The 16,398-nt window shown below is 69.1% G+C and carries 16 protein-coding genes; 7 read left to right on the top strand and 9 right to left on the bottom strand.

The window, feature by feature from the left end; translation table 11 throughout:
• Window positions 1-101: 101 nt before the first annotated feature.
• Entirely contained in the window at window positions 102-791 is a 690-nt protein-coding gene (locus tag BJQ94_RS07495) for a response regulator transcription factor (protein ID WP_265398442.1), read from the bottom strand.
• On the bottom strand, window positions 788-2,113 hold the full coding sequence (locus BJQ94_RS07500; RefSeq protein WP_265398441.1) for an ATP-binding protein: 1,326 nt from the start codon (window positions 2,111-2,113) through the stop codon (window positions 788-790). Before BJQ94_RS07500 ends, BJQ94_RS07495 begins: the two co-directional genes overlap by 4 nt.
• Before the next feature lie 113 nt (window positions 2,114-2,226).
• On the opposite strand from BJQ94_RS07500, the gene BJQ94_RS07505 reads away from it, so the two are divergent.
• Complete coding sequence (locus tag BJQ94_RS07505) at window positions 2,227-3,729, top strand: PspC domain-containing protein (protein ID WP_265398440.1); 1,503 nt, start codon at window positions 2,227-2,229, stop codon at window positions 3,727-3,729.
• A 24-nt stretch (window positions 3,730-3,753) separates the two neighbouring features.
• Window positions 3,754-4,095 (top strand): hypothetical protein, encoded by a 342-nt coding sequence (locus BJQ94_RS07510; protein WP_265398439.1) that lies wholly within the window; start codon window positions 3,754-3,756, stop codon window positions 4,093-4,095.
• Here the strand turns inward: BJQ94_RS07510 and BJQ94_RS07515 are convergent.
• Window positions 4,092-4,505 carry an ASCH domain-containing protein gene (locus BJQ94_RS07515; RefSeq protein WP_265398438.1) on the bottom strand — a complete coding sequence of 138 codons (414 nt, stop codon included), beginning with the start codon at window positions 4,503-4,505 and terminating at the stop codon, window positions 4,092-4,094. The genes BJQ94_RS07510 and BJQ94_RS07515 overlap by 4 nt on opposite strands.
• A 257-nt stretch (window positions 4,506-4,762) precedes the next feature.
• Here BJQ94_RS07515 and BJQ94_RS07520 point away from each other — a divergent pair, with 257 nt between their 5' ends.
• Entirely contained in the window at window positions 4,763-4,978 is a 216-nt protein-coding gene (locus BJQ94_RS07520) for a PLDc N-terminal domain-containing protein (RefSeq protein WP_265398437.1), read from the top strand.
• Window positions 4,979-5,021: 43 nt separating this feature from the next.
• Here the strand turns inward: BJQ94_RS07520 and BJQ94_RS07525 are convergent, their stop codons facing one another.
• Together BJQ94_RS07525 and BJQ94_RS07530 are read right to left on the bottom strand one after the other, a co-directional pair.
• The gene (locus BJQ94_RS07525; protein ID WP_265398436.1) at window positions 5,022-6,302 is read right to left on the bottom strand and encodes an acyl-CoA dehydrogenase family protein; all 1,281 of its coding nucleotides are present in this window, start codon (window positions 6,300-6,302) and stop codon (window positions 5,022-5,024) included.
• 194 nt (window positions 6,303-6,496) lie between these two features.
• On the bottom strand, window positions 6,497-7,543 hold the full coding sequence (locus tag BJQ94_RS07530; protein ID WP_265398435.1) for an ATP-dependent DNA ligase: 1,047 nt from the start codon (window positions 7,541-7,543) through the stop codon (window positions 6,497-6,499).
• Window positions 7,544-7,652: 109 nt separating this feature from the next.
• Between BJQ94_RS07530 and BJQ94_RS07535 the strand changes: the two genes are divergently transcribed.
• Window positions 7,653-9,362 (top strand): AMP-binding protein, encoded by a 1,710-nt coding sequence (locus BJQ94_RS07535; protein WP_265398434.1) that lies wholly within the window; start codon window positions 7,653-7,655, stop codon window positions 9,360-9,362.
• On the opposite strand, the gene BJQ94_RS07540 is transcribed toward BJQ94_RS07535, so the two are convergent.
• On the bottom strand, window positions 9,359-10,894 hold the full coding sequence (locus tag BJQ94_RS07540) for a phosphotransferase (protein WP_265398433.1): 1,536 nt from the start codon (window positions 10,892-10,894) through the stop codon (window positions 9,359-9,361). The genes BJQ94_RS07535 and BJQ94_RS07540 overlap by 4 nt on opposite strands.
• 23 nt (window positions 10,895-10,917) lie before the next feature.
• Window positions 10,918-11,475, bottom strand: coding sequence for a GNAT family N-acetyltransferase (locus tag BJQ94_RS07545; RefSeq protein WP_265398432.1), 558 nt, complete (start codon window positions 11,473-11,475; stop codon window positions 10,918-10,920).
• Between the two features lie 111 nt (window positions 11,476-11,586).
• Between BJQ94_RS07545 and ppsA the strand changes: the two genes are divergently transcribed.
• Window positions 11,587-14,004 (top strand): phosphoenolpyruvate synthase, encoded by a 2,418-nt coding sequence (ppsA, locus tag BJQ94_RS07550; protein WP_265398431.1) that lies wholly within the window; start codon window positions 11,587-11,589, stop codon window positions 14,002-14,004.
• Between the two features lie 7 nt (window positions 14,005-14,011).
• Here ppsA and BJQ94_RS07555 read toward each other — a convergent pair whose 3' ends face one another.
• Both BJQ94_RS07555 and BJQ94_RS07560 read right to left on the bottom strand, forming a co-directional pair.
• Window positions 14,012-14,320, bottom strand: coding sequence for a hypothetical protein (locus BJQ94_RS07555; RefSeq protein WP_265398430.1), 309 nt, complete (start codon window positions 14,318-14,320; stop codon window positions 14,012-14,014).
• A 91-nt stretch (window positions 14,321-14,411) separates the two neighbouring features.
• Window positions 14,412-14,693, bottom strand: a complete 282-nt coding sequence (locus BJQ94_RS07560) for a hypothetical protein (RefSeq protein ID WP_265398429.1) — start codon at window positions 14,691-14,693, stop codon at window positions 14,412-14,414.
• A gap of 248 nt (window positions 14,694-14,941) precedes the next feature.
• On the opposite strand from BJQ94_RS07560, the gene BJQ94_RS07565 reads away from it, so the two are divergent.
• Both BJQ94_RS07565 and BJQ94_RS07570 read left to right on the top strand, forming a co-directional pair.
• Complete coding sequence (locus tag BJQ94_RS07565) at window positions 14,942-15,568, top strand: DUF4956 domain-containing protein (protein ID WP_265398428.1); 627 nt, start codon at window positions 14,942-14,944, stop codon at window positions 15,566-15,568.
• Window positions 15,565-16,389, top strand: coding sequence for a polyphosphate polymerase domain-containing protein (locus tag BJQ94_RS07570; RefSeq protein ID WP_265398427.1), 825 nt, complete (start codon window positions 15,565-15,567; stop codon window positions 16,387-16,389). Before BJQ94_RS07565 ends, BJQ94_RS07570 begins: the two co-directional genes overlap by 4 nt.
• The last annotated feature ends 9 nt before the right edge of the window (window positions 16,390-16,398 follow it).

Below are 16,398 nucleotides of genomic sequence, written 5' to 3' on the forward strand. Positions count from 1 at the left end.
CTTCCAGTGGGAAGTTCCCACTCCAGCAGACCGAGCTATGCGTGGGCTATCAGGCGGTCAAGCATCCGCCGGGCGAAGGCGAAACGTCCTCGCTCCGGCTCTCAGAGCAGTTTGCGTGCCGTCGCCCACGCGGTGAGTTCGTGCCGGCTGGAGAGTTGCAGCTTCCGCAGCACCGCCGACACATGGGTCTCCACGGTCTTGGGGGAGATGAACAGCGCGCTGGCCACCTCCTTGTAGGCGTAGCCGCGGGCGATCAGCCGCATCACCTCCTGCTCGCGCGCCGACAGCCTGTCGAGTTCGTCGTTGGTCGCCGCGGTCTCGCCGGTGACCGCACCGAACGCGTCGAGCACGAACCCGGCCAGGCGCGGCGAGAAGACGGCGTCCCCGCCGGCCACCCGCCTGGCGGCGTCAGAGACCTCGGCGCCAGACGAACTCTTGGTGATGTAGCCGCGGGCACCGGCACGGATGACGGTGACCACGTCATCCGCCGCATCCGACACACTCAGCGCCAGGAACAGGGTCGCCGGTGCCAGCGGGGCGGCGCCACGGATGACCTCAGCACCGCCACCGCCGGTGCCGCCGGGCAGGTGCACGTCCAGCAGCACCACCCGCGGCTGCGTGGCGGTGACCACCGCGATTGCTTCCTCCACTGTCGCCGCCTCGCCGAGCACCCGGATTTTCGCATCCAGCTCTGACCGCAGTCCCGACCTGAAGATCGAGTGATCGTCGACGATCACGACGGTGAGATCGCAGGGAGTGTCGGAGTCGGTGTCGGTGGTCGGGTCGGTCATGGGGTGTCTTCCTGAATGTCGAGGGGGAGGGAGAGCCGGATCTCGGTGCCGGTACCGCCGGGGCCCGGCCGCACGGTGGCCGAGCCGCCGGCCCGCTGCATCCGGGCCACGATGGACTCGCGCACGCCCATCCGGTCGGCGGGGATCGCGTCGATCGAGAAGCCGGGCCCACGGTCGGTGACGCTCACCTCGATGGCGGTCGGCGACGACTCCACGTAGACGGACACGCTGCCGCCGGCGTGCCTGGCGGCGTTGAGGATGGCTTCCCGGGCGGCCGCGAGGAGGGCATCGGGCACCTCCCGGTCGACGGAGCCGACGGCGACGACATCCACGTGCACCGCGTAGTCGCGCTCGACGGTGGTCGCGATGCCGCGGAGCTCCGCGGCCAGGTCGACGGGACCGTTCGTGGCCCCGGTGAACAGCCAGTCCCGCAGGTCCCGTTCCTGGGCACGGGCGAGCCTGGCGGCATCCGAGTGCGGGCCGGCCTTCTGCTGGATGAGCGCGAGGGTCTGCAGCACCGAATCGTGCAGGTGCGCGGCCATCTCGGCCCGGCCGGCCTCCCGTTCCCGGGCGGCGCGCTCGTCGGCGAGGTCGCGGGTGAGCCGCACCGCCCAGGGTGCGACGACCACGGCAACGCCGACGAGCACAGACAACGCCGCCACGACGACGGTCCAGACATTCGGGTTCTCACTCGTGACGAAGAACAGCAGGATGCCCAGGGCCACGAGCACCAGCGCCCCCAGTGCGCGCACGAGCATGCCGGAGCTGCGGGGTCCGGCGCCGCTTCGCAGCTCCGCGAACTGGCGCCAGGCCAGCCCGGTGCCCGCGAGCGCCACGATGGCGGGGATGATGGCGTCCAGAGGCAGGGCGGCGCCGAGGCGGTTGGCGATGAGCGCGCCGGCCGTGCCGACGAGTGCGAGCCCCAGCAGGATCTCGGTGACCGGCGCGCGGCGCGGCTCTCTGGTGCCGGGGTTGATGCCGCTGTCCGCCGCCGCATTGGCCGGGCCGGCACCCTTCACGGTGCGCGTGTCGGCCATGACCGCACCGGAGCCGGTGAGCGCTGCCTTGGGCAGGGGGTCACGATGGGAGCCGCTGCCGCCCGCCGCATCCGCTGATTCGTCGGGGGTCGTGGCCCACAGCCAGCCGTAGAGCAGCACACCGGCGCCGCCGCACAGGGCGAGCACGAAGGTGACCGTGCGCACGAAGGTGACGGGCAGGCCGGAGTGCCGGGCGAACCCCGCGCACACGCCGGCCACAATCCGCAGGCGCGGCCGCACGAGGTGCCCGGTGAAGCGGGGAACGGTTGGACGCACGTCGGTCACAGCACCATCCAAGCACCCATGGAGTTGCTGTTCGCACCCTGAATCGCAGGGTCAGGGTCTAATCAGGGTCTTCCCCCATGGCCGGGTGCCCGGGGGAGCAGCAAGATGGAGCCATGACCGAGACACCGTCCACCACCACACCGGGTTCCCCCTACAGCGCACCCGGCGCCACCGGGCAGCCCAAGCCTCCCGGCGGAGCCGCGTTCTTCGACTGGGTGCGCGGCCTCGGCTTCGTACGCGGCCGGGACCGGTGGCTGGCCGGCGTCTGCGGAGCGGTCGCGACGCGCACGGGCCTCGACCCGTTGATCGTGCGCGGCATCGCCGTAGTGATCGCGATCCTCGGCGGCCCGATCTTCTTCCTCTACGCGGTGGGCTGGGCGCTGATGCCCGACGAATCCGGCCGCAGCCTGGTGGAGCAGGCGGCGCGACAGGTCTTCGAACCGGCCATGATCGCCGTCGGCGCCCTGCTGTTCTTCACCTTCATCCCGTGGATGCAGGGCATCTGGTGGCAGGGCCCGCCCGAGGTCTGGGGCATGCCCGGCTGGCTGGAGGTACTGCTGCGCACCAGCTGGGCCATCGGGCTCACCGCGGGCATCATCGTGCTCGTGATCTACATCGCCAAGCGGGTGCCCTCGCCGCGCAACCCGTCCGCCGGGGGCTATGCGGGTTACGCCTCTCAGTCCGATCCGTCCCAGCCGAGTGCAGCCCAGCCCACCGCGGCAGCCCAGCCGACCACGGTAGCCCAGCCGACCACAGCCGACGAGGCGTCCACGGCGGCCTATCCGACCCCGACCACACCGTACGTCCCGCCTGTTCCGCCCGTGCCCGAACCGCCGGCCGACACCGCGCCGACGGCCTCGACGGCTCGTCAGACGGAGCATGGCGCCCGAACGGGGCCGTCCGTGTGGGACGACCTGACCGGCCCGGCCACCCCGGCCGCCGCGTTCGACCCGCAGCGCTACCGCACCCTGCATCGTCGCAAGCAGCTGGGCGCCGGCTTCATCTCGGTCGTCGCCGGAGTCGCCCTCAGCGCCGGCGCCGTCGCGGCCTCCTTCATGGCCGACGGCTCCTGGTCGAACAGTGCCTTCCTGGTGGGGGCGGCCACCGCCCTCGCCGTGATAGCCCTGGGGATCGTGGTCGCCGGCATCCGCGGTAAGGAGGGTGGCTGGCTCAACTTCTTCAGCATCGTCCTGGCCGTCGCCATGGCGTGGACCGCCTTCATCCCGGCAGAAACCGACGTGGCGACCTTCGGAGATCCCACTTGGCAGTTCAGCAGCAGTAGTCCCACGGGATTCGCGATGATCGCCGGTGCGCCGCTGATCGACCTGAGCGATGTCGACACCGCGCCGTCGGGCATCGACCGCACCATCGATGTGTGGACAGCGTTCGGCGACGTGGAGCTGCTCCTGCCCGACAACCGCACCGTCGCGGTGGAGGCCAGCAGCCTCGCCGGCGGGATCAACTACAACGGCCTCGGCAACGAGACCCTCGACCGCGGCGGCGTTCTGTTCCACGACTCCCGCCTCGTGGCAGAAGGCAGTGGTACGGGCGTGACAACTGTGCGTGTGTGGACCGTCTTCGGTCAGGTCACCATCAACCAACCGGCCCTGCGCTAACCGACAGCGCGCTAGGAGAACATCATGACCGACTCGAACTTCCCCGCCGCCGACCCGGACAACGAGCGTACGACGCCGCTGCCCACGGCCCACGCACCGGAATCCGCCCCTGGCCCTGGCCCTGGCCCTGCGCCGGCTCCGGCAGGACCCGCGGTCTCCGGGGACGTCGATCGTCCGCGCCGCCGGCCGCTGTTCCCGACCATTCTCTGGGGCGCCATGATGCTCGCCCTGGCGGCCTTCATCGCGGCTCGCGAGCTGGTCCCGGGCGGATTCGACCTGGTGACCTGGCTGCTCACCGCTGTCGTGGGCATCGGTCTTCTGCTGGTGGTGGCCGGCATAGCCGCCGCCTCCCGCCGAGCCGGTTAGACGACCCTGAAGACCTTGCTGATCACGGACTCCGCGTCGGTGAGCTGCCACTCCGGGTCGCCGAGATGCACGCGGATGGCCGGCGATAGGGTCTCCCAGTAGGCGAGGTTCACCGAACGCCAGTGCGCCACCGTGGGCGACTCGTGCCGCACCAGCTCGAGGGTGACATCGGCCGGCGTGGTCTCCACCACCTCGAGCACCTCCACGACCGCCACTCGTAGTCCGGCCGATTCCACGAGGGCGTACGTGGTGCCGACCTCCGGCACGGCCTCGCCGGCCATCTCGTAGGCCACCTTGAGGTTGGACGAGCCGGTCTTCTGACCTGTCATGACCAGTGCCACCATAAGCTCGCGGAACTCGCCCGGTTCACCGAATATGAGCGGAGGAAGGGTTTCGATATCGGCGGGCATGGCGCTTTTCTTTCACGAGCACCCGCGTCTGCTGGTCGGGTGGGGAGCACCAGCTTAGGGGGACTGAAACGTTCGTTCATTCCACCAGTGAAGCCCAGGGAGACCGACATGCCGGCGCCCCACAGCGATGCCGGCAATCCTGCGGTTCGTGCTCGACCACTGAGGTCAGAGCGCGCGCGGCGACCGCACCGGTGGCATGATGCGAAGAACGCGCGCCGCCAGTTCAGGTGCCTGCGCGACGACGACGGGAGAGCACCATGGCATCGCGAAAGTGGAGTGAGATGAGCGGGGGCCAGAAATTCGGGACCGTGGCCGGGGGAATCGTGCAGCTTGTGCTGGCCGGGCTCGCCTGGAGCGACCTGGCACACCGGCCGGCGAAGAAGGTCAACGGGCCCAAGGGTGTCTGGGCCGCCGTGATCACCATCAACTTCGCCGGACCCATTGCCTACTTCGTGGCCGGGCGCAAGGACTAGCCGGCCGCACGGGCCAGCCGTCCTCGCACGGCCGTCCTCTGGCTTAGGTGTACCAGCTGGGCTCCGGAACCTCGTTGAGGAGCACGTACTGGCCCACCTCCCGCTTCTTGTACGCCGCGGGGTCGTGCAGGCTGTGCGTGCGCAGGTTGCGCCAGAAGATGTCCAGGCCCACCGAGTTGGCGGATGCGCGGGCACCGGTGAGTTCGTAGATCTTGCTCGTGGTTTCCAGGCCGTCCTCGATGGCACGCAGCTTGGCGGCGGCGATGAGCACCGCGATCTCGCCCCGGCGACGTGCCGTCAACAGCTCCCGCGGCTCGTGCAGCACCCGGCTGATCTGGGCTCCGGCGCGGTCGGCCACGGCTTCGTCGGCCCAGAGTTTGGACTGCAGCTGGCCGTAGCCCTCCAGCAGGTACCACTCGTCGGTGGCGCGCTCCTTGTCGTCGCCGCCGTAGGGCCAGGCCCGGGTGGAGGTACGGGTGTATGCCGACGCCGTCTCAAGGGCGCCCTGTGTGATGCCCAGGTAGAAGTTCGTGAAGACCAGTTGGATGGCCGGCACATTGAGGGTGTTGTAGATGAGCGGCTGGAACACTTTCTCGACGAACCCGGCAGCAGCGGCCCAGGGCACGCGCACGTCACGGATCTCGACGGAGCCGGACTCGGTGAGACGCTGGCCGAGGTTGTCCCAGTCGCCGCCGAAGACGATGCCGGGCTGGTCGGTGGGGACGATCGCGAAGATGTGGGTGTCGGTGCCGCTGAGCACCCCTTCCAGCACGGTGAGGTCGGCCACCTGCCCGCCGGTGGAGAACGACTTGCGTCCGCTGAAGACCAGTTCGTCGCCATCTTCGGCCACGGTGAGGTCGGAGTCGCGCGGGTTGACCGCCCCGCCGAAGAGCAAGTTGTTGGTCGTGTAGAGCTCCTCAACCGCCTCGATCTGCTCGTCGGTGGCGACGAGGCGAGCGGCCCAGGCCCACAGGTAGTGGTAGCCGAGCAACTGCCCGATCGACCCGTCGCCGCGGGCGACGATGCGGATCACCTGGTACGCGGTCTCCCAGGTCTGGCCGCCGCCGCCATGCGCGACCGGGCCGAGCAGCGTCACCAGGCCGGATTCTTTGAGCAGTCGCACCTCGGCGTGTGGGGCCAGGTTTGCGCGGTCGCGGTCGACGGCGTCGACGATCAGGATGTCGGATACCTCCCTCGCCCGGTCGAGCCACCCCTTCGGCGTGCTGGGAGAGACCGCATGCGCCCAACGGTCGTGGAGAGTGGAAGGCCTGGCGGAAGAAGCGGTGTCGGTCAGTGCAGTGTCGGTCAGTGCGGTGTCGCTCATGAGGTGTCCAATCGTGGTCGGCAACGGGTGGCTCGAGCGGAGTGCGGGCACGACGGATCAGCGGCGCTGATGCAGCCGCTGCGGTCGTCCCGGCACGTTCTCCCGAGGTGGTGCAACCCTAGGCAACCCACCCTCGGCTCGGTGGAATGCGACCCGCGGTTACGTCACACTCTGTCACTCGCCCACCCGGCCGGCTATTCCAGGACGGCGCCGAGGTCGTAGGCGATCGGTCGCTCCAGCTGGTCGAAGGCGCAGGAGCGCGGCTCGCGGTCGGGGCGCCAGCGGTCGAACTGCACTGTGTGCCGGAACCGCTCGCCCTCCATGTGGTCGTAGCGCACCTCGAGCACCCGCTCGGGCCGCAGCCGCACGTAGGAGGTGTCTTTGTTGGCCGAGAACCGGTTGCGTTCGGTCTCACCCGTGACCACCTCGCCGGACTCGTCGTGCAGCACCAACGGCGCCAGCTCGTCCACCAGCTGCAACCGCCTGGCGTCGCTGAAGGCGGATGCCCCGCCCACGTTCACGAGCTCGCCGTCGGCATCGTAGAGGCCGAGCAGCAGCGAGCCCACCCCGCTTCCGCTCACATGCCTGCGGTACCCGAGAAGCACGACATCCGCTGATCGGTGGTGCTTGACCTTGAACATCGTCCGCTTGCCCGGCGCGTAGGCGGCCGCGAGAGGTTTGGCGACGATGCCGTCGAGGCCGGCTCCCTCGAATTCGACCAGCCACCGGCGGGCCAGCTCCACGTCCCGCGTGGTGCGAGTGAGGTGCAGGGGATCGCCCAGGGGTCCGACCAGGGCTTCGAGGGCCGCCCGGCGCTGCTCGAAAGGGGTGTCGAGCAGGCTCTCGCCGCCGAGGGAGAGCAGGTCGAAGGCCACGAACGTGGCCGGGGTCTCGTCGGCGAGACGGCGCACGCGGCTGGCGGCCGGGTGGATGCGCTGCGACAGCCGCTCCCAGGAGAGGTGCTCCTGGCCCGGTTCGCCCGCGCGCAGCACGATCTCGCCGTCGAGTACGCAGGGCTCGGGCAGCAGATCCTCGAACGCGAAGGTGAGTTCGGGGAAGTATCGGGTGAGCATCTTGGAGCCGCGGCTGCCGATCGTGCTGGCGTGGCCGTCGAACGACACGATGCTGCGGAAACCGTCCCATTTGGGCTCATAGCTCAGGCCTCCGGGCACGCTGTCCGGTTCGGGGACCGTGTCGACGGCCCGAGCGAGCATGGGGGAGACGGGAGCTGCGACTGCCATGCCCGCAAGTCTGGCCCGCTTCGCCCGGATGGAACACCCCTGCACATATTCTCAACCCGGATGGCGATCCATGCCGCTGAAGGCATCCGCTGGTGAGGAAGATGGAACCATGACTGAGCGCCAGAGCACGACCAACTTCCGCCGCGCCCGCGACCAGCTCCTCGAGCTGAGAGCAGATCACCCCGGCGCCTCCGCCGCATTCGTCTGGCCCGACGTGGGCGAGAGCTTCAACTGGGCGGTCGACTGGTTCGACGTGATCGCCACCGGCAACGACAAGACCGCTCTGTGGATCGTCGAGGAAGACGGCCGCGAACTCAAGGTGAGCTTCGACGAGATGGTCACCCGCTCAGACCAGGTCGCCACCTGGCTGGTGCAGCAGGGTGTGAACAAGGGCGATCACGTCATGCTCATGCTCGGCAACCAGGTGGAGCTGTGGGAGACCATGCTCGCCATCATGAAGGTGGGCGCGGTCATCCTGCCCACCTCGACAGTGCTCGGCAGCCACGACCTGGCCGACCGCGTGCTGCGCGCCGGCGTGCAGCACGTGATCGCCAACGCGGAGGACACCGCCAAGTTCGCCGATGTCGACGGTGACTTCTCGCGCATCTGCGTGGGCGGACCGGCCGCCGGCTGGACGGATTACGCCGAGTCCCACCGGGCTGACGCCGGCAAGGTGAACGTGGCCGTTTCCTCCGCCGACCCGTCGCTGATCTACTTCACCTCGGGCACCACGAGCAAGCCCAAAATGGTCGTGCACAGCCAGACCTCCTACCCGGTGGGTCACCTCACCACCATGTACTGGCTGGGCCTGCGTCCCGGCGACGTGCACCTGGCCATCAGCTCGCCCGGGTGGGGCAAGCACGCCTGGAGCTGCTTCTTCTCGCCGTGGATCGCCGAAGCCACTGTCTTCATCTACAACTACTCGAAGTTCAACCCGGCCGCGCTGGCACACCAGCTGCACCGTGCCGCCGTCACCACCTTCTGCGCGCCGCCGACGGTGTGGCGGATGCTGATCCAGTCGGATGTGGGCGCCAAACCGGCCAGCCTCCGTGAGATCCTCTCGGCGGGAGAGCCGCTCAACCCCGAGGTGATCAGCCAGATCCAGCGCGCCTGGGGCCTGACCATCCGCGACGGTTACGGCCAGACCGAGACCACGGCGATCGTGGGCAACGTGCCCGGCTCGCAGCTCAAGGCCGGATCGATGGGGCTGCCTCTGCCCGGCGTGGCCGTGGTGCTCGTCGACCCGATCACCGGGGCGCTCACCGACGAGGGTGAGATCTGCCTGGACCTCACCTCGCTGGCGGTGAACCTGATGTCGGGCTACCACGGCGATACCGTGCGGAGCGCCGAGGTGCTGCGGGACGGCTTCTTCCACACCGGCGACGTCGCGAACCGGGACGAAAACGGCTATCTCACCTTCATCGGCCGCACCGACGACATCTTCAAGTCCTCCGACTACAAGGTCTCGCCGTTCGAGGTGGAGAGCGTGCTGATCGAGCACCCCGCCGTGATGGAGGCCGCCGTGGTGCCGGCCCCCGATGACACCCGGTTGAACATCGCCAAGGCCTACGTGGCCCTGGCCGCCGGCTGGGCGCCGGACGCCGAGACGGCCCTCGCCGTGCTGCGTCACGCCCGGAACGGCCTGCCGCCGTACATGCGCGTGCGCCGGGTGGAGTTCTTCGAGCTGCCCAAGACCAACTCGGGCAAGATCCGCCGGGTGGAGCTGCGGGCCCGGGAGAACGAGGCTGCTGCCGCCAATGTGCGCCTGGCCGACGAGTGGCGCGACGACCAGTTCCCGGAGCTGAAGAAGCGGTCCTAAGACCGCCGCGAGTGGTGGGCCTCTGGCGAGGCATCCGCGGTGAAGGGCACGCCCGCCGGGGTGGGAGGCGCTGACGCGGCCTCCTCGACCAGACGCCGCACCGCCCGCAGCGGGATCGACAGCCAGGACGGCCGGTTTCGAGATTCGTAGACGCTCTCGTAGATGGCCTTGTCGAGCTCGAATGCGGCCAGCAGCGGCTCCTGGCCGGTGAGCGAATCGCCGTCCTGGTCGCGGTAGCCCTGCAGGAAGGCGTTCCGCGTCGTCATCGTCCATTCGACGGCGGCGGGGAGCGCCTCCGGGTCGCGCATGGCGATGGTTGCTCCCACGTACGAGAACGAGCGCAGCATGCCCGCCACGTCTCGCAGTGGGATGTCCGGCAGGGTGCGTTCGGCCAGCGGCCGCAGCGGTTCGCCCTCGAAGTCGATCAGCACCCAGCCGCGCCCGGGAACATCGAGCACCTGGCCGAGATGGAAGTCGCCGTGGATGCGTTGCAACCGGGGCCAGGACGAGGCCTGGGCCGCGGCGAAGACGCCCACGACGGCGTCCCGGTACCGGGCCAACTCCGGCACCTCCCGCGCCGCCAGACGGTAGCGCTCGCGCATTGACGAACAGAGCTGGTTCACGATGTCCGGCGTGGAGCTCTCGGTGGGGAAGGCCCCGGCCAGGTCCCTGTGCACGGCGGCCGTCGCCGCCCCCAGCGCCCGTGCGGGCCCGGTGAAGTCCTCTCCGGCGGCGGCGGAGCGCAGTGCCACCCGCCAGGCATCCTCCACGCCGGGCAGGAATTCCTGCGCGAAGGCGAGGTGGCCGCTCTGGGCGCCCGTGCTGAGCGGGCCCGCCCAGTCCGCCCAGACCGCGCCGACGGGCTCCGGCACGAACCGGGAGCCGGCCAGGGCGAGCGCCGACTGCACGGAGACATCCGGGTTCTGCCCGGCGGCGACGACGCGGAACACCTTGCAGATCACCGGCCGTCCAGGGCGGCCGTCCTGGTCGACGAGGTCGAGGATGATCGAGGTGTTCGACTGCTCCCCGGTGAGCACCCGGCTGGAGCACACGGTGAACCTGGGCCGCGCGGTGACGGGGGCCTCGTCGTTGGCCAGCGGGTCACCGGCGCCGCGCACCTTGGCGCCCCAGGCCGCCATTCCACCCGGGGCGCCGGCCGTGACGGAGCCGTCGGTGAGGATGAACTCGAGCAGCGCCGCCGCGTACGCGGGATCGGCGGGAGCGTCGTACACGTATCGGGGGAGACCGTCGCTGTCCGTCACCTGCGCGATGAAGGCAGTCGGCGCCGCATCGGGCAGGGGCACCCGGCGCGAGGTGAGCGGCACCTGATAAACGGTGGCATACCGGCTGGCGGTGTCGAAGAGGAGATGACAGGCGATGCGCACGTCGTCGTCGTCGGACGGCAATGACCACTGGCCGATGCTGGTCAGCACGGGGCTGTGGCCCTTGCCGGCGAACCAGCGCTGCTCACCGACCCAACGGTCGAGGGTGGCGGGAAGGTCGATGCCTCTGCCGGCGCTGGCGTGCTTCATGTCGCTCAGCGTAGCCCGAGCGGCTACTCAGGGGGCGCCGAGCGCGCTTCGGACACGTCGGCGCTGAGCAGCGACACCACGACGGAGTCGCCCTTCGTGGACTGCTGGCCGATCTCGGTGAATCCGAGACGGTCGTGGAAGGCCAGCGATTCGGGGTTCCGCGGCTTCAGGTTGACCTCGCAGAAGACAACGTCGACCGAAAGGGCTCGGGCGGCGTCGAACACAGCGGAATAGAGCTGAGCTCCCAGGCCCTGCCCACGGTGCTCCGCGGACACGACGATGCGGTCCACGTAGAGGAAGTCCTCGGCCCGGTCGGAGAACCACTGGTAATTCTCGCTGGCGTAATCGGCGCCGGCGGCGAAGAGGATGGCGAAGCCGAGGACAGAGTTGGGTTCCGCATCCGCCACGATCGCGATCGCGCTGTGGGCGGCGGAGAGGATGGCCGCGAGCTGGTCGGCGTCGAGCTCATTGACTGCCGGGACCGCGGCGCTGTTGAGCTCGAGCAACTGGGCGGTGTCGGTATCGCGCACGGGGCGCAGCGCGAGTGGAGGCAAGGACAGTGTTGACGACGGCTGGCTCATCCTCCGACGATAATCGATCGGCCGATCCCGCCGCTCCTAGCCGCGGCCACTGGAGAGCAGTAGGTTGCCGCTGCCGGCTGCTGCAGCGCCGGGACGAACTCGGGAGGACTCATGCACGCTCGTGAAGTGGTCTGGTTCAACACCATCGGACTGACGGACATCCCTCAGGTCGGTGGCAAGAACGCCTCCCTGGGTGAGATGGTCCGGGCCCTCGCGGCCCGCGGCGTGCGCGTGCCGGACGGCTTCGCCACCACGGCGGACGCCTATCGTGCGTTCATCGCCGCGAACGGGCTCGAGTCCGTCATCCGCGACCAGCTTGACGCCTATCACTCCGGCCGTGCGTCGCTCCGCGAGACCGGGCAGACCGTGCGGGAGGCGTTCCTCGCCGGCACGTTTCCCCCGGCCATCGCCGACGACATCCGGGAGTATTACCGCACCCTCTCCAGCCAGGCCGGGGTCGCCAACCTGCCGGTGGCCGTGCGCAGCAGCGCCACCGCAGAAGACCTGCCGGATGCCAGCTTCGCCGGCCAGCAGGAGACCTTCCTCAACGTGAGCGGAGAGCGGGACCTGCTCGACGCCTGCCGGCGCTGTTACGCGTCGTTGTTCACCGACCGGGCGATCAGCTACCGGGAGGTGAAGAAGTTCGACCATCTCGACGTCGCACTCTCGATCGGTGTGCAGCGGATGGTGCGCAGCGACCTGGCGGGCTCCGGAGTGATGTTCTCCATTGACACCGACACCGGGTTTCCGGGGGCCGCCGTGATCAGCGCGGCCTGGGGTCTGGGCGAGACCGTGGTGCAGGGCGCCGTCGACCCCGACAAGTACCTGGTCTTCAAGGCCCTCCTCGCTGAGCCGGACTGCGAGCCGATCATCGAGAAGAGCCTGGGCCGCAAGGAACGCAAGATGACCTATGCGGAGGGCGGCAGCGCGCGCACCCGGGTGATCGACACCCCGGAGCGGGAGCGCCGCGCGTTCGTGCTCAGCAACGCCGAGATCGTCCTGCTCGGGCGCTGGGCGCAGGTGGTCGAAGACCACTACGGCCGGGCGATGGACATGGAGTGGGCCAAGGACGGTCTCACCCAGGAGCTGTTCCTCGTGCAGGCCCGCCCGGAGACCGTGCACTCACAGAAGAGCCTGACCCGGTTCTCGGTGAGCCGCCTGACCGAGAGCGGGCCGCTGCTGGTCTCCGGGGTGGCGATCGGCGACAGCATCGCCTCCGGTACGGCCTGCGTGATCCGGGACCCCGCCGACATCGAGAACTTCCGCGACGGCGCCATCCTCGTCACCGAGATGACCGACCCGGACTGGGTGCCGATCATGACGCGGGCGGCCGGGATCATCACCGACCACGGCGGCCCCACCAGCCACGCCGCCATCGTGAGCCGGGAACTCGGGGTGCCCGCGGTGGTCGGCACCCGCAACGCCACCGAGGTGCTCGCCGAAGCGGCCCCCATCACCCTCTCCTGCGCGGAGGGCGATGTCGGTTTCGTCTACCAGGGCATCCTGGCTTCCGAGACCGAGCAGATCGACCTCGGCGCGGTGCCGCACACCCGCACCCAGGTGATGGTCAACATCGCCAGTCCGGCCGCCGCCTTCGAATGGTGGCGGCTGCCCACCGCGGGGGTGGGGTTGGCACGCATGGAGTTCATCATCAACAACCTCATCAAGATTCACCCGATGGCGCTTGTGCACCCGGAACGCATCACCGCCCCGGCGGTGCTGCGGCAGATGGCCGAACTGACCCGGGGTTACGACGACCTGACCGAGTACTTCGTGAACACCCTCGCGCTGGGCATCGCCAAGCTCGGGGCGCCGTACCACCCGAATCCCGTGATCGTGCGGCTCAGTGACTTCAAGTCGAACGAGTACGCCCACCTGATCGGCGGCAGCGTCTTCGAGCAGCCAGAGGAGAATCCGATGCTCGGCTTCCGCGGGGCATCCAGGTACTACGACGCCAAGTACGCGGAGGGATTCGCGCTGGAGTGCCGGGCGCTCAAGCGGGTGCGCGAGCGGATCGGCTTCAGCAACGTGATCGTGATGGTGCCGTTCTGCCGCACCACCACCGAGGCCGACAGGGTGCTCGCGGTGATGGCCGAGAACGGCCTGGTGCGCGGCCAGAACGGGCTGCAGGTCTACATGATGTGTGAGATCCCGGCCAACGTGATCCTGGCCGAGCAGTTCGCCACCCGGTTCGACGGCTTCTCGATCGGCTCCAACGACCTCACCCAGCTCGTGCTCGGGGTCGACCGGGATTCCGGCGACCTCGCCGCACTTTTCGACGAACGCAATGAGGCGGTGCTGCGGATGATCAGCGAGGCGATCGACAAGGCGCACGCCGCCGGCATCAAGATCGGCATCTGTGGGCAGGGGCCGAGCAACTACCCCGACTTCGCGGAGTTCCTCGTGGGCCAGGGCATCGACTCGATCTCCCTCAACCCGGACTCGTTCCTCAAGACCGTGCGCCGGATCAAGGAGGCGGAGCTGGCGACGGCCGGCGACTGGCCGACGCTGAGCCGGGTCACGACCTGAGCGTGGGTCAGAGCGTGTCGTCGGTCGGCGAGTCCGGCCCGTCGAGCACGGCCCGTTCGTAGTCGGCTTCGGCGGCATCCGCCACCTGCCGGGCCGCGATCACTCGTTCGCTGATCCGGTGTTCCACGGCCTCGGCCATGGCCACGTCGTCGGGGGAGGCCGTGATGAGCATGTCCTCCAAAACCTCCGGGTCGCGGTGCAGCGACTCGATCGCGGTGACCTCGGCCCTGGCCACGGCGGCGCGGCTGCGGAGAAAGGTGATCCTGGCCTCCCACCGGCTGTCGTCGCTGGTGTGGTTGCTGGTGTTGTCGCTCACGGCGCCTCCCTCTTCGCAGGGAGCCTAGCGCCGCATCCGGCCCGGCGGAATGGATGTGGATAGGCCGCACGCACCCGGCGGCGAGGTCCGGTCAGTTGTAGGCGCGCAGCAGCTGCCAGAGACCCCGGCCGTCGTCGTGCTGGATGTCGAAGACCAGAGACGTGCCGTCGTCCGCGGTGCCCTGGCACCGCCAGGCCGCCACGGGTTTCGGCGGGTGGGTGAGGAAGTGCAGCAGCTCGTCGGGGAGCGAGAGGGACGCCGTCAGCGGCGTGGGAGTGTCTGTCACCCGGAACCGGCGGGTGCGCCAGACCAGGCGTACGGGCGCGCCCTCCGGAGACACCCAGACCGCAACGGTTTCATTGATCAAACTCATGGAGCATCACCTCGGCAGATAGAACATATGTTCGAAGTTTACTCGTTCGGGTCTGACAACGCACCTTTGAATCCCGCGAACCGTGAGTTAGGCCCCAAAAACACCCGGCTTTAGGGGCTCATCTCACGGCTCGCGAGACCCGGCGGAGCCGACTCACCTGCGGCTCATAACCTTGCCATAGCCGCCTCATAGGAACGTCCGGCTAGATGGACATCGTTACGTTACCGATTGTTCATTTGGAGGACACCATGCTGCAGGCCGCGATCATCCTGATCGATCTGCTCTTCATCAGCCTGCTCACGTTCGGGCTCTACTTCCCACGCCACCGGCGCCGTGACCTCGTCGTCGCCTACCTCGTCGTGAACGTCGGCGTGCTGGCCGTGGCGCAGGTGCTGGCCTCCAGCACGGTGGGCGTCGGCCTCGGCCTGGGCCTCTTCGGCGTGCTGTCGATCATCCGGCTGCGCTCGAGCGAGATCGAACAGCACGAGGTCGCCTACTACTTCGCGGCTCTCGCCATGGGCCTCCTCGCCGGCCTCAGCGCAGAGCCCACGGTGCTCACTGTCGTGCTGATGGCCCTGATCACCGTCGTCGTCTACTTCGGCGACAACCCCCGGTTGTTCCGCAGCTACCGGCAGCAGACCGTGGTGCTGGATGCCGCCTTCCCAGACGAGTCCGACCTCATAGCCCACCTCGAAGGCCTGTTGGGCGCCCGGGTGCACGGTGTGCACGTGCGCAGCCTCGACCTGGTGAACGACACCACCCTCGTGGACGTGCGCTACCAGGTGGGCGCCCCGCGTTCACTGGCTCCCACGCTGGCCCCCGCCCGCACGACCGGTGTCACCGGCGCGCCGGTTCTGCAGGAGACCAGCCGATGAGCGCCGTCGAGCTGGGCGCCGGGCCCGCCGGGGTGACCCTCGACGTGCCGCTCGAGCGGCTGGACACCATCGGCCTGGCCGAGCTCACCGAGCGAGCCAGCCTGCTCACCAGGATCGACCGCAAGTACGTGCTTCCGCGCAGCGAACTCGATTCGGTGCTGGCCGACCTCGACGAAGGCGTACGGGTGCTCGACATCGACGGGGTGCGCTCCAGCGAATACGAGTCCGTGTACTTCGACACCCCGGAGCTCACCAGCTTCATGATGGCGGCGCACCCTCGCCGCCGCCGGTTCAAGATCCGCACCCGCACCTATGTCGACTCCGCTCAGAGCTACCTCGAAGTGAAGACCCGCGGCGGCAGGGGAGTGACGGTCAAGGACCGCCTGCCGTACGGCATCGACGACAGGGCGCGACTCACCTCGGAGGGCCGCCGGTACACCGACACCGTGCTCGACGAGGCCGACATCACCGGAGCTGAGGGGCAGGACCTGGTGCCGACCCTCACGACGCGATACCTGCGCACGACCCTGTTCATTCCGGAGTCCAGCAGCAGGGCCACCATCGACACCGGTCTGTCCTGGTCGAGCGTGCCCGGCAGGAACGCTCCAGGGGCCGGCGCCCCGCAGCTCAGGCTGGACCGGCCGCGACTGGCGATCGTGGAGACCAAGTCCGGCTCACGGGCATCCGCCGTCGACCGGATTCTCTGGGCACACGGCCATCGCCCGGCCACCATTTCGAAGTACGGCACCGGCATGGCCGCCCTCCGCAGCGACCTGCCCGACAACAAGTGGGCCCCGGTGCTGCGCCGGTACTTCCGCTAGGCGCTCTGC

The sequence above is a fragment of the Cryobacterium sp. SO2 genome, assembly GCF_026151165.2.
In the GTDB taxonomy this organism is placed as follows: Bacteria; Actinomycetota; Actinomycetes; order Actinomycetales; family Microbacteriaceae; genus Cryobacterium.